This is a genomic window from Dactylosporangium sp. NPDC049140 (assembly GCF_040648435.1).
The window spans coordinates 329,428-352,438 of the sequence record NZ_JBEZDS010000001.1; the positions used below are offsets into that span (position 1 = coordinate 329,428).

At 71.3% G+C, this 23,011-nt stretch carries 19 protein-coding genes and 1 pseudogene; 5 read left to right on the forward strand and 15 right to left on the reverse strand.

The window, feature by feature from the left end; genetic code table 11:
- Positions 1-120 precede the first annotated feature (120 nt).
- Positions 121-1,245 (forward strand): S8 family serine peptidase, encoded by a 1,125-nt coding sequence (locus AB0B76_RS01460; RefSeq protein ID WP_360367492.1) that lies wholly within the window; start codon positions 121-123, stop codon positions 1,243-1,245.
- Between the two features lie 180 nt (positions 1,246-1,425).
- Here AB0B76_RS01460 and AB0B76_RS01465 read toward each other — a convergent pair whose 3' ends face one another.
- Together AB0B76_RS01465 and AB0B76_RS01470 are read right to left on the reverse strand one after the other, a co-directional pair.
- Positions 1,426-1,725, reverse strand: coding sequence for a WXG100 family type VII secretion target (locus AB0B76_RS01465; protein WP_360367495.1), 300 nt, complete (start codon positions 1,723-1,725; stop codon positions 1,426-1,428).
- A gap of 14 nt (positions 1,726-1,739) precedes the next feature.
- On the reverse strand, positions 1,740-2,066 hold the full coding sequence (locus tag AB0B76_RS01470; protein WP_360367498.1) for a WXG100 family type VII secretion target: 327 nt from the start codon (positions 2,064-2,066) through the stop codon (positions 1,740-1,742).
- A 151-nt stretch (positions 2,067-2,217) separates the two neighbouring features.
- On the opposite strand from AB0B76_RS01470, the gene AB0B76_RS01475 reads away from it, so the two are divergent.
- Positions 2,218-3,015: a Dam family site-specific DNA-(adenine-N6)-methyltransferase gene (locus AB0B76_RS01475; RefSeq protein WP_360367501.1), complete on the forward strand. Its 798-nt coding sequence runs from the start codon at positions 2,218-2,220 to the stop codon at positions 3,013-3,015.
- Positions 3,016-3,070: 55 nt separating this feature from the next.
- On the opposite strand, the gene eccB is transcribed toward AB0B76_RS01475, so the two are convergent.
- Positions 3,071-4,417: a type VII secretion protein EccB gene (gene eccB, locus AB0B76_RS01480; RefSeq protein WP_360367504.1), complete on the reverse strand. Its 1,347-nt coding sequence runs from the start codon at positions 4,415-4,417 to the stop codon at positions 3,071-3,073.
- A 67-nt stretch (positions 4,418-4,484) separates the two neighbouring features.
- Here eccB and AB0B76_RS01485 point away from each other — a divergent pair, with 67 nt between their 5' ends.
- The 3 genes and pseudogenes from AB0B76_RS01485 to rarD all read left to right on the forward strand — a co-directional run bounded on the left by AB0B76_RS01485 (position 4,485) and on the right by rarD (position 8,447).
- Positions 4,485-6,353, forward strand: coding sequence for a type VII secretion protein EccE (locus tag AB0B76_RS01485; RefSeq protein ID WP_360367507.1), 1,869 nt, complete (start codon positions 4,485-4,487; stop codon positions 6,351-6,353).
- 553 nt (positions 6,354-6,906) lie between these two features.
- A pseudogene (locus tag AB0B76_RS01490) lies at positions 6,907-7,254 on the forward strand (phage holin family protein); the annotation flags it as partial.
- Between the two features lie 257 nt (positions 7,255-7,511).
- Positions 7,512-8,447 (forward strand): EamA family transporter RarD, encoded by a 936-nt coding sequence (gene rarD / locus AB0B76_RS01495; protein WP_360367510.1) that lies wholly within the window; start codon positions 7,512-7,514, stop codon positions 8,445-8,447.
- A 164-nt stretch (positions 8,448-8,611) separates the two neighbouring features.
- Here rarD and AB0B76_RS01500 read toward each other — a convergent pair whose 3' ends face one another.
- The 12 genes from AB0B76_RS01500 to AB0B76_RS01555 form a co-directional block, all read right to left on the reverse strand.
- Positions 8,612-9,490 carry a zf-HC2 domain-containing protein gene (locus tag AB0B76_RS01500; protein WP_360367513.1) on the reverse strand — a complete coding sequence of 293 codons (879 nt, stop codon included), beginning with the start codon at positions 9,488-9,490 and terminating at the stop codon, positions 8,612-8,614.
- Positions 9,487-9,981 carry a sigma-70 family RNA polymerase sigma factor gene (locus AB0B76_RS01505; RefSeq protein ID WP_360368678.1) on the reverse strand — a complete coding sequence of 165 codons (495 nt, stop codon included), beginning with the start codon at positions 9,979-9,981 and terminating at the stop codon, positions 9,487-9,489. Before AB0B76_RS01505 ends, AB0B76_RS01500 begins: the two co-directional genes overlap by 4 nt.
- 198 nt (positions 9,982-10,179) lie before the next feature.
- A complete protein-coding gene (locus AB0B76_RS01510) occupies positions 10,180-10,956 on the reverse strand; it encodes an IclR family transcriptional regulator C-terminal domain-containing protein (protein ID WP_360367516.1) in 777 nt (258 codons plus the stop codon).
- 445 nt (positions 10,957-11,401) lie between these two features.
- Positions 11,402-12,385: a polyprenyl synthetase family protein gene (locus AB0B76_RS01515; RefSeq protein ID WP_360368681.1), complete on the reverse strand. Its 984-nt coding sequence runs from the start codon at positions 12,383-12,385 to the stop codon at positions 11,402-11,404.
- A gap of 139 nt (positions 12,386-12,524) precedes the next feature.
- Positions 12,525-14,060 carry an NADH-quinone oxidoreductase subunit NuoN gene (gene nuoN / locus AB0B76_RS01520; protein ID WP_360367519.1) on the reverse strand — a complete coding sequence of 512 codons (1,536 nt, stop codon included), beginning with the start codon at positions 14,058-14,060 and terminating at the stop codon, positions 12,525-12,527.
- Positions 14,057-15,586 (reverse strand): NADH-quinone oxidoreductase subunit M, encoded by a 1,530-nt coding sequence (locus tag AB0B76_RS01525; protein ID WP_360367522.1) that lies wholly within the window; start codon positions 15,584-15,586, stop codon positions 14,057-14,059. The genes nuoN and AB0B76_RS01525 overlap by 4 nt, the downstream gene beginning before the upstream one ends.
- On the reverse strand, positions 15,583-17,493 hold the full coding sequence (nuoL, locus tag AB0B76_RS01530; RefSeq protein ID WP_360367524.1) for an NADH-quinone oxidoreductase subunit L: 1,911 nt from the start codon (positions 17,491-17,493) through the stop codon (positions 15,583-15,585). Before nuoL ends, AB0B76_RS01525 begins: the two co-directional genes overlap by 4 nt.
- 8 nt (positions 17,494-17,501) lie before the next feature.
- Positions 17,502-17,801: an NADH-quinone oxidoreductase subunit NuoK gene (nuoK, locus tag AB0B76_RS01535; protein ID WP_190254991.1), complete on the reverse strand. Its 300-nt coding sequence runs from the start codon at positions 17,799-17,801 to the stop codon at positions 17,502-17,504.
- The gene (locus AB0B76_RS01540; RefSeq protein WP_360368684.1) at positions 17,798-18,565 is read right to left on the reverse strand and encodes an NADH-quinone oxidoreductase subunit J; all 768 of its coding nucleotides are present in this window, start codon (positions 18,563-18,565) and stop codon (positions 17,798-17,800) included. The genes nuoK and AB0B76_RS01540 overlap by 4 nt, the downstream gene beginning before the upstream one ends.
- Before the next feature lie 8 nt (positions 18,566-18,573).
- Positions 18,574-19,122 (reverse strand): NADH-quinone oxidoreductase subunit NuoI, encoded by a 549-nt coding sequence (nuoI, locus tag AB0B76_RS01545; protein WP_360367527.1) that lies wholly within the window; start codon positions 19,120-19,122, stop codon positions 18,574-18,576.
- A 77-nt stretch (positions 19,123-19,199) separates the two neighbouring features.
- Positions 19,200-20,546: an NADH-quinone oxidoreductase subunit NuoH gene (gene nuoH, locus AB0B76_RS01550; protein ID WP_360367530.1), complete on the reverse strand. Its 1,347-nt coding sequence runs from the start codon at positions 20,544-20,546 to the stop codon at positions 19,200-19,202.
- Positions 20,543-23,011 carry an NADH-quinone oxidoreductase subunit G gene (locus AB0B76_RS01555; protein WP_360367533.1) on the reverse strand — a complete coding sequence of 823 codons (2,469 nt, stop codon included), beginning with the start codon at positions 23,009-23,011 and terminating at the stop codon, positions 20,543-20,545. Before AB0B76_RS01555 ends, nuoH begins: the two co-directional genes overlap by 4 nt.

A 23,011-nucleotide genomic window follows, 5' to 3' on the forward strand; every position in this document is an offset into this window, starting at 1 on the left:
TACGGGAGCACCGCGACGGGGCAGCCCATCGATGCCTCAGCGCCTAGCATGACGCACATGGCTCGCCGGCGCGCGCTATCCGCTTTGGCGGCTTTGTCGGTTTTTGCAGCAATGTTCGGCATGAGCCCGATCGCGTACGCCTGGGCGCCCGGCACCTGCCCGAGCCGACCGCACCTGCCCGCGCCCACGCCGTCGGGGGTGCCGTGGCCCCTGCAGCGGTACGACCAAGCAAGGCTCAACCCCCTCGCCGACGGCCACGGCATCGTGGTCGCGGTGATCGACTCCGGCGTCGACGCGCGCAACCCGCAGCTGCGGGGCGCCGTCCAGCCCGGCCCCGACCAGCTCGACGGGGGCGACTCCGTCGTCGACTGCGTCGGGCACGGCACCGGCGTGGCGGGCATCATCGCGGCCCGCCCGTCCCCGGCCACGCCGTTTCGCGGCCTGGCGCCGGCCGCCACGATCCTCGCCCTGCGCGTGAGCGAGCAGGTCGAGGCCGACAACGGCACCCTGACCGGCCGCCGCGGCACCCCGGCCGGCCTCGCCGCCGCGATCCGCGACGCCGTCGGCCGCCGCGCGCTGGTCATCAACCTCTCGCTGGTGTCGTACTCCGACGATGCCGCCGTCCGCGACGCCATCGCGTTCGCGCGGGACAGCGACGTCGTGGTCGTGGCCGCGGTGGGCAACGGCGCCGAGCAGGGCAACCAGACCCCGTACCCGGCGGCGTACGACGGCGTCATCGGCGTCGGCTCGGTCGCGGCCGACGGACAGCGCGCTCCGACCTCGCAGACCGGCCCGTACGTCGATCTCGTCGCCCCCGGCGCCCAGATTGTGACGACGGCAACACCGGACGGCTGGGCGACCATGGACGGCACCAGCTTCGCCGCACCTTTCGTGTCGGCGGCGGCCGCGCTCCTTCGCCAGTACCGCCCGGAGCTCTCCGCCCCCGAGGTCGCCGCCCAACTGATCGCCACCGCGGACGGCGGCCATGCGGGCCCGGGCTACGGCGCCGGCCTGCTGAACCCGTACCGCGCGCTCACCGAGCGCACCGGTGCCTCCCCGAACCCGCCCGCCCGCTCTCTGGCCCGGCCGGCCCGCGACGCGACGGCGACCGGGCGCGCCACGGCCACCCGTACGTCGCTGACCTGGGCCCTGAGCGGCCTGACGGCGATCCTGCTGGCGGTGACCCTGGCCGCGATCCTGCCTCGGGGCCGTCGCCGGAGTTGGCGCCCCGGCCTGCACGACTGACGAGGACGGCGCCTCTCGAGGAGAGCGCAGCCAGGGACGAAAGATGGCGCCATCGAAGAAGCACCACCAAACGAAGCGACGCCCTCGAAGAGGCGCCGCCGACGAAGCCGACGTCCCCCAAGAGAGCGCGGCACACGAGGACGGCGCCCCTTCAAGAGAGGCGCCGCCCTCGAGCGGCGGTCAGCCGCGGCCCGGGAAGAGGTGCGTGTTGCGCGCCTCCGTCTCCTGGTACCGCTGCATCGCCCGCTCGACGCCCACCTTGATGTCTCGCAGCATCTGGGCCAGGTCGCCGCCCGCGCGCTCCCAGTTCGCCTGACGCAGCGCGTACGCGTCCTTGGCGTCGCCCTGCCAGCTCGCCGTAAGGCGCTTGCCGAGCTGCGACGCCTCGTCGAGGCGCGAGTGCAGCGTGTTGAGCGCGCTCTGGATGGACTGGCCCGCGTGCTCCAGCGCGCCGAAATCGACTACCAGCGTGTCATCCATGAAGACCTCCGGGTTCAGCCGCCGAGCGCGGACAGGTCGGTGTTGCCGGCGCGGCGCATGGTGCCCGCGGCCTCGACATCGGTGGCGTTGTAGTTCCGGCCCGCGGTGCGCAGGCCCTCGGACGTCTCCAGGAGGTTGCGGTTGAGCACGTCCTGGTCGGTCTTGAACGCGAGCTTCACCTGCTCGAAGGTGCGCCCGCCGGCGCCCTGCCAGCCCGTGCGGGTCACCTCCAGCTCTCGCATCAGCGTGTTGAGCATGCTCTGCAGTTCGCCATTGACCTGCTCGAACCGCTGCGCGGCCGCGTTGAGCTCGGCCTGTTGCGCCTGTGTCGTCTGCGCCACCGCAAAGTCACCCCGTTCTCGTCATGACATAGACACCGGACGATGCGAACCCGGATTCGCTCCGACCGTATCGGCGCCCGCCGATCCGCCACCAGACCCAAACCTGCGCTGTGGATAACTTCCGGCATTTCGCCCCTCTAAGATGTCCGGCATGGCGGAGGGCCGGTCATTCATCAAGTGGGCCGGCGGCAAGACGCGGTACGCGGCCCAGCTGGTCGCCGCCGCCCCGCCCTTCACCGGCCGGTACTGGGAGCCCTTCATGGGCAGCGCGGCCGTCTTCTTCGAGCTGCGCCCGGCCAAGGCGGTGCTCTCCGACGCCAACCCCGAGCTCGTGGCCTGCTTCCAGGCCGTCGCGGCGCAGCCGGAGGCGGTGATGGAGCGCCTCGACGCGATGGCGAACACGCCCGAGCAGTTCGCCCTCGTCCGGCGCCAGGACCCGGCGAGCCTGGGCCCGGTCGAGCGGGCCGCCCGGGTCATCTACCTCAACAAGACGGCGTTCCGGGGCCTGTGGCGGGTCAACCGCCGCGGCGGGTTCAACACTCCCTATGGAGCCTATGACCGGCCGTACTATCGCCGCGAAACGCTCCTCGAAGCCTCCCAGGCGCTCGCCGGGGCCGATGTGCGCCTGTGCGACTTCGCCGAAGCGCTGCGCGAGGCGGCCGCGGGCGACTGGGTGTTCCTGGACCCTCCGTATCTGCCGGAGGGTGGGTTCGCGGATTTCAAGAGGTACACCCCCGGGCAGTTCCGGGATGGTGACCATGACCGGCTGGCGGCCGAAATGCACGACGCGTCGCGGCGTGGGGTGCTGCTGACGATGACGAACAGCGACACCGACGCGACCCGGCGGATCTACGAGGGCTTCCGCGCGACACGCATGGCGACGCGCCGCGACATCAACCTGCGCGCGTCCGCGCGGGCGAGCTTCGACCTGGTGCTGACGAACTACTGATCGGCGTCATCCCGCGACCGCGCCGGCCGCGCCCGGGTCGAGCGCCCGATCGGCGTCATCCCGCGACCGCGCCGGCCGCGCTGGGGTCGAGCGCCGGCCCCGCGGGCAGGAGCGCGACCATCTCGCCCGGCACGGCGACGGGCTGCTCGGCGCCGTACCCGAGCGCGCCCAGCGCATCGGGCACCGGCACCGTGTGGCGCCGTCCGAGGTCGGTGACCAGGGTGAGCACGCCCGAGTCGGTCCGCACCAGCGCGCCGGAGCCGGGCGGCACCAGCACACGGTCGGCGAGCACCGTGCCCTCCGTCGTGGCCGCGGCCGTGCGCACGGTGTGCGTGAGGTCCGGAAGTTTGGGGTCGATTGTGAGAGCATCGGCGGTACACACGGCGCGCGGAAGGCCCTCGACCAGCTCCGGCGGCGCGGAGGGCAGTGCACCGTCTCCGCCCGGGTCCGGTGCGAACGCCCTCACCGGCCGGCCCTGCACCAGCGCGGCGAACTCCGCGGGGCTGAGCGGCAGGAACTTCCCGCCGGGCTGCACGCTCCGCGTCTCGGGCGCGGCGAGCAGCAGCTGCGCCTGCAGCGGCGTGAGCGACGCGAGCCCGTCCGCGGTGAGGATGAACGCGTCCGTGCGCTGCCCGGCCGTGACGCTGTACAGCTGCCCGATCTTGCCGGTGGGCACCGGCGCGCCGCGATCCGCGACGTCCGGGGTGGCGAGATCGGTTCCGCTCGGTACCGCGTGCACCAGCGCCTGCGCCACCTCCACCGGCGCCCGCGCCGACCAGACGAGCGCGGGCAGCGCCGCCGCGGGCTGCCGGATGAGGTGCTTGAACCCGTGCCACAGCAGATAGGTCTGCCGGTCCGCGGCGGTTACGAGCAGGCCTTTTTCCCCCGCAGCGGTACCGCCGGAAGGGCCACCACCCACGAAGAGCACCGAGCCCGCAGGCGTCGAGCACACCGCCCAGCGCCCCTTGAGCAGCGCGGACGCGGGCGGCAGCGAACTCGGCGCGCCCGGGATCCCGAGCGTCTCGCCGCGCGGCGCGCCCGACAGCGCCGAACGGGGCACGACAACCGTCGGCGCACCGGCCGCGTCGAGGATGAGCAGCGCGGACGCCTGGTTGAGCACGGGGTGGAGGACCTCGCCGCGGTACACGAACAGGGCCCCCGTCTCCTGCTCGACGATGACCGCACGGTCGTTGCGCCATTTGCCAGAACTCCCGGGGCGCAGCGCCGCCACGGCCGCCGCTCCGCCGGCCCCGAGCGCGGCGAGCAGGACGCCCACGAGCGTGGCCCCAGCGACTCGGCGAAATGGCGGCTGGGCTGGGTCGGTGTCGCGTACGACGAGGGCGGAGACCACCCGCTGCACCATGAACTGGTACGACTGCAGCTGGTCCTGCCGCGACGCCATCGGCCCCCCAAAACTGTCATACCGGCGCCATACGATAAGCCCGTCCACTTCATCGGCGGGGGGCGATATGTCGGCGCGAACGCGAATAGTGCTCGCCCAGGGTGCGGCCGCACTTCTGGTCGCGGCCTGGGCGCTCGGCCGCACGTGGGCGCTGGTGGCTCTGCCCTTGGCCGTGGTGCTCGCGGCGACGGCCGTCCTGCGGCTCCGGCCGCGCTGGATCGGCGACGGCCCGCGGTGGGCGGTCCGTCGGCGCGGCCTGTCGCCCGGGGCCGGGCCGCGGTGGGCGGTCCGCCCGCGGTGGGCGCTCGGCCGGCGCGGCCTGTCGCCCGGGGCCGGGCCGCCGGGCCTGCTTGCCCTGGTCCGCCCGGGCGCGGCGACGTCGACCCTGGACGTGGACGGCGCGGACGTGGGCGTCCTCGAAGACACCGACGGCCTCGCCGCGATCGTGCGTGTCGGCGCCGTGTCCGACCTGCTCGGCACCGCCTTACCCCCACTGCCGCCGCTGAGCGCTCTGTTGCCCACGCCCGCGCGGGACGTGCCGGAGGTGCGTGTCCAACTGCTCGTCAGCGCAGTAACCGCCCCCGCCCCGTCGGCGACGCCGTCCGCCACGTCGTACCGGCAGCTCACCGAGGGCCGGGTGCTCGCGCACCAGCGAGTCCTCGTCGCCGTTCGGGTGCGCCGCGCGGGCGGTTACCGGCGCGCGGACCTGGAGCGGTCACTCCTGGCGGCGCTGCGCCGCGTGCAACGCCTCCTCACGAAGGCGGGGCTGCCGGCCCGCCCGCTGTCCGCCCCGTCGGCCCTGGCGGCGATCGCGGAGGCGGCCCAGCACGACCCGGCCCATCCCGTGCGCGAGACGTGGTCGGGCGTGCAGATCGGCGGCCTGCACCAGGCCGCGCTCCGGGTACGGCGCTGGCCCGACGAGGGCCCCCTGACGAGCCGCCTGCTGGTGCTGCCGACCTCGGTGACGACCCTGTCGCTCACGGCTTCTGCGGCCGGGGAGCTTGGCGGGACGGCGTCGACGTCTGATGCCGGCGGGCCACCGGTGCGGGCCGAACTCGTGGTGCGGCTGGCGGCACCGAGCGCGGCCACGCTCGCGCACGCGGTCGCGGCGCTGCGGCGGCTGGCCGAGGGCACGGGGGCCCAGGTCACGCGTCTCGACGGGGCGCAGCTGGACGGGCTGGCGGCGACGCTGCCGCTCGGCGGGGCCCCACCCGGCGACGATGCACTGCTCGCCGGCCTCCTGTCCGGGCACGACGGGCTGGCGCCCGGCGGCGGGGACCCGGTCAGCGTGAGCGCCCCGCGGCTGGCGGCGGCCGCGCCGATCGTGGGCGGCGAGGGGGTGATGATCGGCATCAACCGCCGCGGCGAGCCCATGGTCGTGCGGCTGTTCCGGCCCGAGCCGACGCGGGCGACGCTGATCGGCGGGCCGAGGTGCGCTCAGCTCGTCGTCCTGCGGGCGCTGGCGACCGGGGCGCGGGTGGTGGTGCAGTCGTCCCGGCCGCGCGCGTGGGAGCCGTTCCAGCGGGGGCTGGGCCCGTCGGAGGCCCTGGCCGTGGTACCGCCGGGGCGCCTGCCCGAGCCGCCGCCGGCCACCGCGACGCGACCCCAGCTACTGGTCGTGGACGTCGGCCCGGTCCCGGCCCGGGCGGCCCTCGTGCCGGAGAGCGCCTGGCGCACCGTCCTGTTCCTGCGCGACGAGCTGACCACGGCGGACGTCGACCTGCTGATCCGCTCCGACCTGGCCCTGCTGCAGCCGCTGAGTCCGCACGAGGCCGCCCTGGCCGGCGACGCCTTGGGCCTGGGCGCCTCGGAATCCTGGCTGACCAAGATCGACCCCGAGATGCTGGGCGTGGTCGTGAACCGGCAAACGGTGCGCTGGACCCGGCTGTCGACGACCCCGATCGAACTCCAGCTGACGGGCGGCCCGGCCCGCTGACCGCCGCAGACACGTCGGCGGCCCTCGCCCGCTGACCGCCGCACGCGGATCGGCGGCCCGACCCGCTGACCGCGGCGCGCAGACCGGCGGCCCGACCCGCTGACCGCGGCGCGCAGACCGGCGGCCCGACCCGCTGACCGCGGCGCGCAGACCGGCGGCCCGACCCGCTGACCGCGGCAGGCACATCAGCGGCCCGGACCACTGCTGCAGATCGACCCGCCGACGCCTAGCCGTGCCGATCAACGGCCGATCGTCCACGCGCTCGCCGTGACGGTCGGCCGCCTGTCGAGCCTGCACCTAGCCGTACGGCTCGGCGGCGCGGACGGGCCCTCCGAAATCGGCTCGGCGGCGCACCCGGGCAGATCGGCCTCCGCCCACCGTCCGACCGTGGGGATCGGGTTGCTGGCTGGTGGTCACCGCGCGGGAGGCATGGGACGGCGGCGTCGGGCTGGGCATCGTCCGAATCCTAGGGGCGGTTCGGCGAAGAACTCCGGCGCAAGAGGGGGCGTAGCGGGGTGTTCCGGACTGGCGGGTACGTGGCACGATCACCCGCATGGGAATCCTCATCCGGCTCGCTGTGAGCGCGTTCACGGTCTGGCTGGCGACGCTGGTGATCTCGGGGATCACTGTTGAGGGCGACACCGGCCGCAAGGTGCTCACGCTCGTCGTGGTGGCGGTGATCTTCGGGGTCGTCAACGCGGTGCTGCGGCCGATCATCAAGACGATCGGGTGCTTCGCGTACATCCTCACGCTCGGGCTCGTCTCGCTCGTCGTGAACGGGGCGCTGCTGCTGCTCACGAGCAAGATCGCCGAGGCGCTCGACCTGCCGTTCCACGTCGACAAGTTCTGGCCGACCGCCGTGCTCGGGGCGCTGTTCATCGGCGTGGTCAGCTGGCTGCTCAACTTCTTCGTTCCGGACGGCAAGGACAAGAAGCGCAAGCGGGACGACCGCGACTACGACCGCCGCCTGCCCCCGCCCCCGCCGCAGCAGTACGGCGGTGGGTACCAGCAGGGCCAGGGCCGCGGTAACCAGGGCTACGGCAACGGTAACCAGGGGTACCGCGACTACCGCTGAGGCCGGACCCGGTGACGAAGAACATTGCGTGAGGGGCGGGTTCCGGACCCGCCCCTTACCGTTGAAGGCATATGTTGTAGCCCGTGGACCCTCTGCGCCGTGGATATCTCTCCGCGTTGACCGCCAACGTGCTGTGGGGCGTCTTCCCGCTGTACTTCCATGCGCTCCGCCCCGCCGGCGCGGTCGAGGTGCTCGCGCACCGCATCGTGTGGTCGCTGGTGACGATGACGCTCGTGATCGTCGCCATCCGTCACTGGCGGCGGATCGGGGAACTGCTGCGGCAGCGGAAGCGCATGGCCGGGCTCGCGGCCGCGGCGGTCCTCATCGCCGTCAACTGGGGCGTGTACATCTTCGCGGTGAACACGGACCGCGTGGTGGAGGCCTCCCTGGGGTACTTCATCAATCCGCTCTTCGTCATCCTGCTCGGCGTGCTCGTCCTGCGGGAGCGCCTCCGCCCGCTGCAGTGGACCGCGCTCGGCATCGGCGCGGTCGCGGTGGTCGTGCTCAGCGTCGACTACGGGCACCTGCCGTGGATCGCGCTCACGCTGGCCGCGTCCTTCGGCTGCTACGGGCTGGTCAAGAAGCGGCTCGGGCTCCCCGCCGCCGAGGGCCTGTTCCTGGAGTCGGGCGTTCTGATGCTGCCTGCGCTGGTGTACCTCACCTGGCTCACCACCCAGCACCAGTCGACGTTCGGCACCGTCTCCGCGTGGCACTCGGTGATGCTGGCGGGCAGCGGCGTGCTGACCGCGGTACCGCTGCTGCTGTTCGCGGAGGCCGCCAACCGCGTGCCGCTCTCGGGGCTGGGTATTTTGCAGTACCTCACCCCGACCCTGCAGCTGATCATCGGTGTCGCGGTCTTCAGCGAGCCCCTCCCGCCCGCACGGCTGGCCGGGTTCGTGATCGTCTGGGCCGCGCTCGCCGTGTTCAGCTTCGACGCCATCCGCGTCGCGCGCCGCAACCGGGCCGAACGCGACGCGACGGCCGCGGTGCGTGAACCCGCGGTAAGTGTGCGCGAATAGTCGGAGAAAACGCGCAAAAGCCGCGCCACCCCAGCGGACCGCGCCTGGAAGCGGCCGCCCGCGGGGCGAGGAAGTGGCCATCGCCGGACACGGCCGAACGCGACGCGGCGGCCGCCTCGAAGGAAGCGGCCGCCGCGGCGGTGTGAGTGAGACAGGCGTTCGCGTCAGGTACGCAGGGACAGCAGCGGCGTCCCGTCGCCCTTGCGGATCTCGATGTGGTCGATGTTCGACTCCTTGATGTCGCTGTGCGCCGACAGCTCCATCTCGTCCCCCGGCCGCGCCGTCCAGGTGCTGACCTCCTCGGCCGGCCCGGACTTCGGCACCACGACGAGCGTGTACGACCACTTCGCGTACTCGTCGCCCTCGCCGTTCTTGTACGCGCAGCGCATCCGCACGGTCGCCCCGCCCGAGTCGGAGGAGACGGCCAGCGACGCGCTGATGGGCACGGTCGCGGCCACCTCGCGCATCGACTCGTAGTCCGGCTGCCCGACCCCTGCCGCACGGACCCCGATCACCGCGAGCACGCCCAGGAACGCGGCCACGAGCGCGGTGCCGGCCGTCTGCCAGCGCCGGCGGCGGCGGGCGGTGCGCCGGGCGCTCTGGGCCCGGTCGAGCACGCGCGGCAGCAGCGGGTCGACGGCGCTGCCGTTGACGGGCGCGGGCACGGCGGTGGGGCCGGCCCAGCGCGAGTCGGCGGGGCTGAGGGCCGGGCCGTCATCGGGCGTGACGGTAGGACCGGCCCAGCGCTGGCCCGGAACGGTCAGGTCGCGCTCGGAGTGAGCGCCGCCCTCCCGGGCGAGCCCCGCATCGGCCAAAAAAGGCGGCCCGTCCGCGTCCGGAGAGCCGTCGTCTGACGCCAGGGCGATCTGTGCGGCGATCTCCGGATCGAGCCGGCCGAGCAGGCCCGGCAGGTCGGAGAACTCCGCCACCTCCGCACGGCACTGCGCACAGTCGGCGAGATGCCGCTCGTATGCCTCGCGCTCGGGCGGCGACAACGCCCCCAGCACGTAGACGGCCGAGTCATGGAGGTGCTCACACCTCATTGCGTCACCCCCAACTCCTCTAGGACGACCTTCAGCGAACGCAGTGCGTAGTATGTGCGCGACTTGACCGTGCCCGCGGGCACGCCCAGCCGCTCCGCCGCCTCGGCCACGGAGCGCCCCTGGTAGAAGCATTCCACCAGGACCTCGCGGTGCGGGCGGGAGAGCCGGGTCAGCGCATCCGCGATCACCCAGGACTCCACCGCTCGTTCGGTCTCGTCGACCACCACCGGAGTCTCCGGCATCTGGTCGGTGTACACCTCACCCACCCGCGCCGATCGTCTTCGCCACGCGTCGATGGCGAGGTTGCGGGCAGTGGTGAAGAGCCAGGCTCGGACCGAGCCACGGGCCGGGTCGAGCGCCTCCGGGTGTTGCCAGGCCCGCAGCAGGGTTTCCTGTACGAGGTCCTCGGCCCGTTGGCGGTCGCCGCCGGTCAGTCGCAGGGTGTGCGCGAACAGCGCGTCGCCGTGCTCCGTGTGGAGCGCCTTCAGCAGGTCAGCATCGTCTCTACTCACGCTTCGTTATGTTTCCGATCCCTTCCACCAGCTTCTACGCACTAATACGCAGAGAGGTTCAGGTGGAGTAGACATGTCGCGGATGCGACAGTGCCACGGGTGATCGCGGGATTCCGGCATAACCGAAAAATCCGATAAGTCGCGGCGCGGAGTGCCCGACTTATCGGACCAAAGCGGTCACTCGGCGAGAACGGTCGCCAGGTGATGAGCCGTCGCCAGCAGGCGCGTACGCACCACCTTGGCCGAGGACATCAGCTCCGCCGGCGGCAGCGCGCACGCCAGCACCACCCGCCGGTCCTGATCGCGGTCGTTGACCACCATCACGGCGGCGCACGCGAGGCCCGGGCGGAACTGCCCGATCTCGATCTGCATCCCCCGGCGGTCGCCCGCGGCCAGGTCCGAGTCCAGCGCCTCCGGCGAGGTAAGCGTCGCCGAGGTGTAGGCGCGCATCCCGTACTCCTTGAGGAACCGCCACCGCTGGTCCGCGCTCATGGTGGCGAGCAGCGCCTTGCCGAGCGCGGTCGCGTGCGCGGCCTCGTCGTAGCCCGGCACGACATCGTCCGTCGGCGGGGTGCGCGGCCCCTCGGCCATCGCGGTCACCGCCACCCGGCCGCCCACGAAGCGGCCGAGATAGTGCGAGTACCCGGTCTCGGCCGCCGCACGGCGCAGGCGGTCGACGACGGCGCTCGGCCCGCGGAAGGCGAGCACGAGCTCGCGGTAGCGGTCAGCGATCTCCAGGCCGACGACGTAGGTGCCGTTCTCCCTGCGGATCACGTAACCCTCGTAGGCCAGAGTTCGCACCAAGTGATAGGTGGTGGCGACGGTGAAGTCACATCGGCGCGCGATCTGCTTCACTGTCAGACCACGGGGCGACTGGCCAACCGCCTCCAGCACTCGTAGGGCCCTCGAAACGCTTCGGATGAGATCCGAGGGTTCGGCTTGTGGATCTCGCACCGCCGCCCTCCCCAGCCGCAGCAGTAACTGGAGTCACACCATATGAAATCGGAGAGGGTCGAGGGAACAACCTGATCATTTATGGCGCGAGGTCAGGGGATGTACGAGGGCTGCGCATAGCGATGAATGCACCATATTGGACATAGGCCTTGTGCTACTCATGGCACGACACGCCGATGTATCACAGTAATGGCCCTAAGTAAGGGTCGTACGTCTGAGTAAGTAATGGCCTAGTAAGTAGGTACTTGGCGCAGAAGTGCGCATGCCACACTTCGGGGCGTCATCACGCCGTTGCGACTTGTTGCCGGGTCGGGTATCCCGCCAGGTGGCGTTGAGCAACGTGCAGGCGGCGAGCATGGCGCGGTCCCAGCCGGTACCAGCCCATGCCACCGGCCGGCGCCCGGTGAAAGTCACATTGACGGGCGTCGGTCGATGTCGGGAAACGTCAGTTGGTGCGGTCCGCGATGAAGTCGCAGAGGGACTCCAGGGCCACGCGGGCCGGCACCTCGGGGAGCACCGCCAGGGCCCCGCGAGCGGCATCGGCGTAGCCGCGGACGGTCTCGCGGGCCTGCTTGAGGGCGGCCGAGTCGCGGAGCAGGCCGAGCGCCTCGGCGTGCAGGTCGTCGTCGGTCACCGGGCCCGCCGCGAGGATGTCGCGCAGGCGAACCGAGGCCACGTCGTCGTCGGAGGACGCCAGCGCGTACAGCACCGGGAGCGTCGGCACCCCCTCGCGCAGATCGGTGCCGGGCGTCTTGCCGGACTCCGTGGCGTCGCTCGCGATGTCGATCAGGTCGTCGGAGAGCTGGAAGGCGATCCCGAACGTCTCGGCGAACGTCGCCAGCGCCTCGACCTGCTCCGGCGGGCACCCGCCGAACATCGCGCCGAAGCGGGCGCTGGTCGAGATGAGCGAGCCGGTCTTGTGCTCCAGGACGCGCAGGTAGTGCTGGATCGCGTCCTCACCGTCCAGCGGACCGGTGGTCTCGTCGATCTGGCCGTGCACCAGGCGCGAGAACGTGCTCGCCTGGATCTTGACGGCGTCCACGCCCAGCTCGGCGGCGAGGTCCGCGGCGCGCGAGAACAGGTAGTCGCCGACGAGGATGGCCAGCGCGTTGCCCCAGCGGGAGTTGGCGCTGGGCGCGCCGCGGCGCACCTCGGCCTCGTCCATGACGTCGTCGTGGTACAGCGTGGCGAGGTGGGTCAGCTCGACGACCGCACCGGCGATGACGACCTCGCGGGAGGTCGCGTCGCCGAACTGGGCGGCCAGGCCCACGAGCAGCGGGCGCACCCGCTTGCCGCCCGCGTCGACGAGGTGGCGGGCCGCCTCGGTGACCATCGGGTTGGCGCTGTGCACGGAGTCGATCAGCACCGCCTCGACGTCCCGGAGGATCGCCGTCACGTTGCGCTCAAGCTCCGGATCGGCCAGCGTCAGGCCGACCGAAGCAACCGACTGCACGGTTCCCGTACTCACCACAGCTCCAACGATGCCATACGAACTTCCGACTCCCGATACAGGGACGTCCCCACGTGGCAGGCCACGGGGGACGTCACCGTCGGGTTTTGCCGACAGGTTAGCCGAGGAACTTCCCCGCGTGCTCCGTGACCTCGAGCAGTGCACCGGGCGCGATGCCCAGGACCAGCGTCGCGACCGTCCCGATGACCAGCGCGGCCGCCGTCATGGCGCCCGGGATGGACACCGCCGGCGTGGTCTCGCCCGGCTCGGACAGCCACATCATGACGACCACCCGCAGGTAAGGGAAGGCGAGGATGGCGGAGCTCACCACGCCGGCGATCACGAGCCAGGTCTGGTGGCCGTCGACACCCGCCGCGAACACGCCCACCTTGGCGGTGAAGCCGCTGGTGAGCGGCAGGCCGGCGAAGGCCAGCAGGATGAACGTGAAGAGTGAGGCGTACAGCGGCGAGCGCCGCCCGAGCCCCGCCCAGCGCGACAGGTGCGTGGCCTCGCCGTCCGCGTCGCGCACCAGGGTGACGACACCGAACGCGGCGAGCACGGTGAAGCCGTACGCCACGAGGTAGAACAGCGAGCTGGAAAGGCCCTTCTCGTTGAGCGAGATCACGCCGATGAGCACGTAGCCGGCGTTGGCGATCGACGAGTAGGCCAGCAGGCGCTTGATGTCGGTCTGGGTGACCGCCAGGATCGCGCCGAGAATCATCGTGAGCACCGCGATGGTGCCCAGCACCGGCTGGATCGTCCACTCGGTGCGGTGGAAGCCCACGTAGACCAGGCGCAGCAGCCCGCCGAAGGCGGCGACCTTGGTGCAGGCCGCCATGAGCGCGGTGACCGGCGTCGGGGCGCCCTGATACACGTCCGGCGTCCACACGTGGAACGGCACCGCGGCCGCCTTGAAGAGCAGACCGATGGCGAGCATGGCCAGCCCGACGTACAGCAGGATGTCGTCCTTGCCCCCGGCCTGGATCGCCGAGTCGATCGCCTTGAAGTCCACCTGGCCCGCGTAGCCGTAGACGAGCGCGATGCCGAACAGGAAGAACGCCGAGGCGAACGAGCCCAGCAGGAAGTACTTCATCGCGGCCTCCTGCGACAGCAGCCGCCGGCGGCGAGCCAGCGCGCAGAGCAGGTACAGCGGCAGCGAGAAGACCTCGAGCGCGACGAACATGGTCAGCAGGTCGTTCGCGGTGGTGAACAGCAGCATGCCGCCCAGGGCGAACATCGTCAGCGGGAAGACCTCGGTCGCCCCGCCGGCGCGCTGGGCCTGCTCACGGTCGCGGTCGGTGTTGGCCGTGACCGCCGCCTGCGCGACGAACGCGCCGCCCGGCTCCAGCGTGCGCTCGCCGATCAGCAGCAGCGCGACGATGCCCAGCACGATTATCGCGCCGGACAGGAACAGGCCCGGCTTGTCCACGGCGACCGCGGTCGAGGCGGTGATGACCGGGTTGTCGCCCTGGCGGATCACCATGACCAGCGCCGCCACGAGACCGGCCAGCGCCAGGGTGAGCTGGACGGTGTGCCGCACGCGCCGGGGCACGAAGCCCTCGACGAGGACCCCGACGCAGGCGATGCCGAAGAGGATCAGCATCGGCGCGAGCGCCGCGTAGTCCAGGTGCGGCAGTTGGAGTTTGTCGTTCACTTGCCGGCCTCCACGGTACCCACGGTGGCTTTCGGGTCGGTCTTGCCGACGTCCTGCATGGTCGCCTTCACCGCCGGATTGATCACATCGGTCAGCGGCTTGGGGTAGAAGCCCAGCAGCAGGATCAGGGCGATGAGCGGGGCGACCACGACCGCCTCGCGCACCGACAGGTCGCGCCCCATGGCCTTGATCTCGGCCAGCTTCGGGTTCGGGGTGCCCTGCGTGGTGCGCTGGATCATCCAGAGCACGTAGCCGGCCGCCAGGATGATGCCGGCGGTGGCGATGATCGCGACCGTCTTGTTCACCGTGAACGTGCCGATGAGCACCAGGAACTCGGAGACGAAGGGCGAGGTGCCGGGCAGCGCCAGCGAGGCGAGGCCGGCGATGAAGAACACGCCCGCCAGCACCGGCATGAGCTTGCCGGCGCCGCCGAAGTCCGTCACCAGCGCGCTGCCCCGGCGGGCCACCAGCATGCCGACGACCAGGAACAGCAGGCCGGTCGCGAGGCCGTGGTTGACCATGTACAGCACCGCGCCCGTGCCGGCCTGCGAGGTGAAGGCGAACACGCCGATGCCGATGAAGCCGAAGTGCGCGATGGACGTGTACGACACCAGGCGCTTGAGGTCCTTCTGGCCGATCGCCACGAGCGCGCCGTAGATGATGCCGACGAGCGCGAGCGTGAGCCCGAGCCACGCGAAGTCCTTCGACGCGTTCGGGAAGAGCGGGAGGCAGTACCGCAGGATGCCGAACGTCCCGACCTTGTCCAGCACGCCGACCAGCAGTGCGGCCGCCCCGGCCGGCGCGGCGCCACCGGCGTCGGGCAGCCAGGTGTGGAACGGGAAGAACGGCGCCTTGATCGCGAAGGCGAGGAAGAACCCGAGGAACAGCCAGCGCTCGGTGTTGGTGGAGAAGTCGGCGTTGACCAGCGTCTGCCAGTCGAACGTCTCCCCGCCCAGCACCCACAGCCCGACCAGCGCGGCGAGCATGAACAGGCCGCCGAGCAGGGAGTACAGGAAGAACTTCACCGCCGCGTACTGCTTGTTCCGCCCGCCGTACGAGCCGATCAGGAAGTACATCGGCACGAGCATGACCTCGAAGAACACGTAGAACAGGAACACGTCCTGCGCGGCGAAGACGCCGATCATCGTGCACTCGAGGGCGAGCAGCAGGGCGAAGTACGCCGGCACCGACCGCTTGCTGGTCTCCGCGTCGTGCCACGAGGCCAGGATGACCAGCGGCACCAGCAGGGCGATCAGCGCGATCATGACGAGCGCGATGCCGTCCACGGCGAAGGTGAACTTGGCACCCCACTGGGGGATCCAGGTCCAGGAGTCCTTGAGCTGGAAGCGGTCGCCGTTCGGCTTGAACTGGGCCCACAGGCCGACGCCCAGCCCCAGGACCACGACCGACCAGGCCAGCGCGACGCGCTTGGCGAGCTCGGGCTTGTCCTTGGGCAGCAGCGCGACCCCCGCCGCGCCGACGAGCGGCGCGGCCGTGAGGACGGTCAGGTAGGGGAAGTGGCTCATCCGAACCTCACCGCAAGCGTGGCGGCCACCACGAGCACCGCACCTCCAAGAATGGAAAGGGCGTAGGAGCGCACGAACCCGGTCTGGGCCCGGCGCAGTCGGCCCGATCCGCCGCCGACGCCCGCCGCCAGGCCGTTGACCAGCCCGTCGATGCCGCGGTTGTCGAGGTAGACCAGGGCGCGGGTCAGGTAGCGGCCGGGCGCCTCGAACACGATCTCGTTGAACGCGTCGGTGTAGAGGTTCCGGCGGGCCGCGGTGACCAGAGGCCCGGCCGGCTCCTCCTCGAGCGCGGTGCCCTTGTTGAACAGCGCGACGGCGAGCAGGCCGCCGACCGCGGTGAACAGGAGCGACAGCGTCGTGATGAGCCAGGGTGCCATCACCGGGGCGTGCTCGGTGTGCTCGGCGCCGTACACCGGCGTCAGCCAGTCCGGAACGGAAGTCTTCAGGAGGACGCCGGCGAAGACCGAGCCGACCGCCAGCAGGATCAGCGGGATCGTCATGATCTTCGGCGACTCGTGCGGGTGCTTGATGTCGTCGGTCCAGCGCTTCGGGCCGTGGAAGGTCAGCCAGAACAGCCGGGTCATGTAGAAGGCGGTCAGGCCGGCGCCGAGCATCGCGGCGCCGCCGAAGAGCCAGCCCTGCCAGCCCTCGCGCTCGAAGGCCGCCTCGATGATCGGCTCCTTGGTGAAGAAGCCGGACAGGCCGGGGAAGCCGATGATCGCGAGCCAGCCCAGGCCGAACGTGGCCCAGGTGATCGGCATGAGCCGCCACAGGCCGCCGAAGCGGCGGATGTCGGTCTGGTCGCGCATGCCGTGCATGACCGAGCCCGCGCCGAGGAACATGCCGGCCTTGAAGAAGCCGTGCGCGAGCAGGTGGATCAGGGCCAGCGCGTACGCCGCCCCGCCGAGCCCGACGCCCAGGAACATGTACCCGATCTGGCTCACCGTCGACCAGGCCAGCACCCGCTTGATGTCGTCCTTGGCGCAGCCGATGATGCAGCCGATCAGCAGCGTCAGCGCGCCGACGGCGACCACCACGGTCTGCGCGTCGGGCGAGGCGTCGAAGATCGGGTGGGAGCGGGCGATCAGGTACACGCCCGCGGTCACCATCGTGGCCGCGTGGATCAGGGCCGAGACCGGGGTCGGGCCCTCCATCGCGTCGGGGAGCCAGGCCTGCAGCGGGAACTGGCCGGACTTGCCGGCCGCGCCGAGCAGGAGCAGCAGCGCGATCGCGAGGACCGGGCCCTTGCCCAGGCCGCCGACGCTGTTGAACACCTCGGCGTAGTCCACGGTGCCGAGGTAGGCGAACATCATGAAGATCGCGATCGCGAAGCCCGCGTCACCGACGCGGTTCATCAGGAACGCCTTCTTCCCGGCGGTCGCCGCGCTCGGGCGCAGGTACCAGAAGGAGATCAGCAGGTAGGAGGCGAGACCCACGCCTTCCCAGCCGAAGTAGAGCATCACGTAGTTGTTGCCGAGGACCAGCAACAGCATCGCCGCGATGAACAGGTTGAAGTAGCCGAAGAACTTCCGGCGCCCCGGGTCGTGCTCCATGTACCCCACCGCGTAAAGGTGGATCAGGGAGCCGACGCCGGTGATGAGCAGCACGAACATCGCCGACAACGGGTCGAACAGCAGGCCCAGGTCGACGTGGAAGGTGCCGACGCCGATGTAGTCCCACAGCTTGATCTCGACGCCCGAGCGGTTCTCCAGGCCCCGGAGGGTGAAGAAGTACGTCAGCCCGAGCACGAATGAGGCGGCGACGCTGAGCACGCCGAGCCAGTGGCCCCAGCGGTCGGCCCGCTTGCCGAGCAGCAGCAACACCGCCGCGCTGGCCAGCGGGATCGTCGGGAGCAGCCAGAACGAGCCCAGCCACCCGGACGCCGCCGTGAAGGTTGTGTCCACCACCCGCTCCTTTAGTACTTCAGCAGGTTCGCGTCGTCGACGCTGGCCGAGCGCCGAGTCCGGAAGATCGACATGATGATCGCCAGGCCGACGACGACCTCGGCCGCCGCCACGACCATGACGAAGAACGCCATGATCTGCCCGTCGAGCGTGCCGTTGATCCGGCTGAACGTGACCAGCGCGAGGTTGGCCGCGTTCAGCATCAACTCGATGCACATGAACAGCACGATCGCGTTCCGGCGGATGAGCACGCCCACCGCGCCGATCGTGAACAGGATCGCCGCGAGGACGATGTAGTACGTCGGAGTCACTTCTCGGTCCCCTTCGGTGCGACGTCCGCGGACGTCAACTCCCGGGTCGGCAGAATCTTGGAGATGCTGCGGTCGGCCGGCGTGCCGTCGGGCAGTCGCGCCGGGGTCGCCACCGAGTCGGAGCCGGCGAAGACGCCGGGGCCGGGCTTCGGCGCCGGGTAGTTGCCCGGGCGGAAGCGCGCCACCATGCGCTCCGGCTGGCTGACCTTGTCTTCCTTGCGCTTCTCGGTGTGGGCCAGGATCATCGCGCCGACCGCCGCCGTGATCAGCAGGGCGGACGTGACCTCGAAGACCCAGACGTACTTGGTGAACAGCAGGCGCGAGATCCCGATCACGTTGCCGGCCGAGTTCGCGTCGACCAGACCCTTCGGGTCGGAGTCGCCGAGCGCCCGGTAGAGCCCGATGCCCAGCAGCAGCGCCAGGCCGAGGCCCAGGAGGCTGGCCGCCATCCGCTGCCCGCGCAACGTCTCGATCAGCGAGTCCGAGGAGTCACGGCCGACGAGCATGAGCACGAACAGGAACAGCATCATGATGGCGCCGGTGTAGACGATGATCTGCACCATGCCGATGAACGGGCCCGCCTGCAGGATGTAGAACACGCCCAGGCTGAGCATCGTGATGATGAGCGACAGGGCGGAGTGCACCGCGTTGCGGGCCCACACCATGCCGAGCGCGCCGAGCACCGCCATCGGGCCGAGGATCCAGAAGGTGACGGCCTCGCCGCCCTTCACGTCGCCCGCGGACGCAAGCGTCTGCAGCGCCAGGGTACTGGTCACGAGTGGACCCCCTTGTACCGCTCGGCACCGGCGGAGGTGCCCGGGTTCTCCAGCGCGCCGACGTAGTAGTCCTTCTCGGTGTCGCCCAGCCGCATGTCGTGCGGCGGGCGCTCCATCCCCGGCAGCAGCGGCGCGAGCAGCTGCTCCTTGGTGAAGATCAGGTCGCGGCGGTTGTCGCGGGCCAGCTCGTACTCGTTGCTCATGGTGAGCGAGCGGGTCGGGCAGGCCTCGATGCACAGCCCGCAGAAGATGCAGCGGGCGTAGTTGATCTGGTACGTCTGGGCGTAGCGCTCACCGGGCGAGAAGCGCTCGTCCTCGGTGTTGTCCGCGCCCTCGACGTAGATCGCGTCCGCCGGGCAGGCCCACGCGCACAGCTCGCAGCCGATGCACTTCTCGAGCCCGTCCGGCCAGCGGTTGAGAATGTGCCGGCCGTGGTACCGCGGAGCAACGACCTTGCGCTCCTCCGGGTACTCCTCGGTGACCACCTTCTTGAACATGTGCGAGAAGGTGACCCCGAACCCCTTGAGGGTTCCACCAAAGCTCATGCCACCGCTCCGCTTCGCTCGGCGCCGGCATGAGACAGCGGCTGCAACATGATTCGCTCGCTTCGCTCACTCATAAGTCAGCTCTCCTTGCCGGTCGGGACGGTTTCCCGCTCGACGATCACGCGCTTGGCCCGCGGGCTGGGCGGCACCTCGAGGTTCATGGGCGGCAGCGGGAAGCCGCTCGCCCCACCGACGCGGCCGTCCGGATGGACCGGCGGCAGCTCGACGCCGGCGCCCCGCCGGGAGCGCTGGAGCGCGACAAGCGCCAGGACCAGCACCACGAGCACGACGATCCCGATGATCACGCCGGTGCGGGCACCGGTGCTGATGCCGCCGTTCTGCAGCACCCGGATGCCGGACAGCGCCAGGATCCAGACCAGGTTGGCCGGGATGAGCACCTTCCAGCCGAAGCGCATGAACTGGTCGTAGCGCAGCCGGGGCAGCGTGCCGCGGAGCCAGACGAAGACGAACAGCAGCAGCAGTACCTTGATCGTGAACCACAGCACCGGCCACCACCCGTGGTTCGCGCCGTCCCACAGCGAGAGCGGCCACGGGGCGCGCCAGCCGCCGAGGAACAGCGTCGTGCACAGGCCCGAGACGGTGACCATGTTGACGTACTCGGCGAGGAAGAACAGCGCGAACTTCAGCGACGAGTACTCGGTGTGGAAGCCGCCGACCAGCTCCGACTCGGCCTCGGGGAGGTCGAACGGGGCCCGGTTGGTCTCGCCGACCGCGGAGGTGAAGTAGATCAGGAAGCTCGGGATGAGCAGGATGCCGTACCAGGCCGGCAGGTGCCAGGTCATGCCGAAGACCTCCGCGGTGCCGTTACCGGCCTGGGCGGCGACGATCTGCGACGTCGACATCGTGCCCGAGACCAGGAAGACCGAGACGATCGACAGGCCCATCGCGACCTCGTAGGAGATCATCTGGGCGCTCGAGCGCAGGCCGCCGAGCAGCGGGTACGTCGAGCCGGAGGCCCAGCCGCCGAGCACGACGCCGTAGATGCCCATCGAGGAGCAGGCCAGCACCAGCAGCACGGCCACCGGGATGTCGGTCAGCTGCAGCGGCGTGTGGTTGCCGAAGACCGACACCACCGGGCCGAACGGGATGACCGAGAACGCGGTGAACGCGGTGATCGTCGAGATCACCGGCGCGAAGAAGAAGACCACCTTGTCCGCCAGGCGCGGCATGATGTCTTCCTTGAACGCCAGCTTGAGCCCGTCGGCCAGCGACTGCAGCAGGCCGAAGGGGCCGTTGCGGTTCGGGCCGGGCCTCACCTGCATGCGGGCCACGACGCGGCGCTCGTACCAGATGGCGAACAGCGTCATGACGACGAGGAACGCGAAGATCACGACGACCTTGGCGAGGACCAGCCACCAAACGTCCTGGCCGAACTCGTCGAGGTTGCCGGCGGCGGATGTCATCTCGTGCTACCCCCAGTGCTGATCTCGACCAGCGCGCCCTCGGTCACGCCGAGCGTGCGGCGCAGGGTCGAGCCCGGTGAGTTCGTCGGGATCCACACGACCCCGTCGACCATGTCGGTGACGAGCGCCGGCAGGGTGATCGCGCCCCGCTCGGTGCCGACGGTCACCGCGTCCCCGTCCACCACGCCGAGGTCGGCCGCGGTGCTCTTGGAGATCCGGACCACGGCCGGGCGGGCGGTCCCGGCCAGGTGGCCGTCGCCGTCCTGCAGCGAGCCGCCGTCGATCAGGTGGTGCCAGGAGGCGAGGACCGCCTGGCCACCGGCCGGCTTCGCGGGCGCGCCCGGCGCCACGTCCGGTGCGGTGCCGCGGACCAGGCTCGGGTTGCCCGCGCCGACCGTGCCGACCGCGACCGTGCCCGGCAGCGGCAGCCGGGCCAGGGCGGCCAGCTGGGCCCGGACCGCCTCGACGTCGCCGACGCCGAGCTGCACGCCGAGCTCGCGGCCCAGCGTGTCGAGGACGCGGGCGTCGGTCATGGCCTGGGTCTTGAGCACGGTGCCGAACGGACGGACCCGGCCCTCCCAGTTTACGTAGGAGCCGGACTTCTCGACCGCCGGGGCGATCGGCAGGACGACGTCGGCGCGCTTGGCGACGGCGCTCATCCGCAGCTCCAGGCTGACCACGAAGCCGACGTTGGCCAGGGCCTCCTCGGCCGCGAGCGGATCGGCCAGGTCGGCCGGGTCCACGCCGCCGACGACGAGCGCGCCGAGCCGGCCCTCGCGGGCGGCGGCGACGATCGCGTCGGTGTCGCGGCCGGACGCGCTGGGCAGCACGCCCGCGTCCAGGCCCCACGCGGTGGCGACCTCGCTGCGCGCGGCCGGGTCGAAGACCTGGCGGCCGCCCGGCAGCAGGGTCGGCAGCACGCCGGCCTCGACCGCGCCCCGGTCGCCCGCGCGGCGCGGGACCCAGGCGAGGCGGGCGCCGGTGGACTCGGCCAGGCGGGCCGCGGCGGACAGGCCGCCGGGGACGCTCGCCAGGCGCTCGCCGACGAAGATGAGCGCGCCCTCGGCCGACAGCGCGTCGCGCAGCTGCTCGGACGCGCCGAGCACCTCGGCCTCGCCGCCGGGGGCGGTGAGGAGGACCGTCGTGCCGAGCTTGCTGTACCCGCGGCTGACGAACGGGGCGACCGCGTAGCTGGGCAGGCCGCGCTTGAGGTACACCTTGCGCGCCCGCAGGAAGATGATCGGGCACTCCTCCTCGGGCTCCAGCCCGACGAAGACGACCGCGGGGGCCCGCTCGATGTCCGCGTAGGTCACGTCGGCCCGCCCGACGACGTGGGAGCCGAGGAACTCGGTCTCCTCCGCCGACAGCGGCCGCGCGCGGAAGTCGAGGTCGTTGGTGCCGAGGGCGACGCGGGCGAACTTGGCGTACGCGTACGCGTCCTCGACGGTCAGCCGGCCGCCGGCCAGCACCCCGACGCCGCCGTTGTCCTTCGCGGCGGCCAGGCCGGCCGCGGCGACGCTGAACGCCTCGGGCCAGCTCGCCGTGCGCAGCTCGCCGGTCTTCGAGTCGCGCACCAGCGGCGTGGTCAGGCGGTCGGTGGCGGTGACGTACTGGAACGCGAAGCGCCCCTTGTCACAGTTCCACTCCTCGTTCACCGCCGGGTCGTCGCCGGCCAGGCGGCGCATGACCTTGCCGCGGCGGTGGTCGGCCCGCTGGTCGCAGCCCGCCGCGCAGTGCTCGCAAGCGTTGGGCGTCGACACCAGGTCGAAGGGCCGGGCGCGGAAGCGGTACTGCGAGCTGGTGAGCGCCCCCACCGGGCAGATCTGGATCGTGTTGCCCGAGAAGTAGCTGTTGAACGGGGCGTCGCTCCCGGGCGAGTCCGGGTCGCCCCGGAACACGCCGATCTGCTCGTTGCTCGAGCGCTCCATCAGGTCGATGAACTTGTCGCCGGCGATCTCGTCGGAGAAGCGGGTGCAGCGCTGGCAGAGCACGCACCGCTCGCGGTCGAGCAGCACCTGCGTGCTGATCGGCAGCGGCTTGGGGAACTCCCGCTTGTGCTCGACGAACCGCGACTCGGACTGGCCGTTGCTCATCGCCTGGTTCTGCAGCGGGCACTCGCCGCCCTTGTCGCAGACCGGACAGTCGAGCGGGTGGTTGATGAGGAGGAACTCCATGATGCCCTCTTGGGCCTTCTTGGCCACCTCGGAGGTCACCTGGGTCTTCACGACCATGCCCTCGGCCACCGGCTGGGTGCACGAGGCGACCGGCTTACGCTGGCCCTCGATGTCGACCAGGCACTGGCGGCAGGCGCCGGCCGGCGCGAGCAGCGGGTGGTCGCAGAACCGCGGGATCGAGATGCCCGCCTGCTCGGCGGCCCGGATGACGAGCGCACCCTTGGGCGCCTCGACCTCGACGCCGTCGATGGTGAGCTTCACGGTCTCGGTCGCGGGAACCACGTCGGTCAT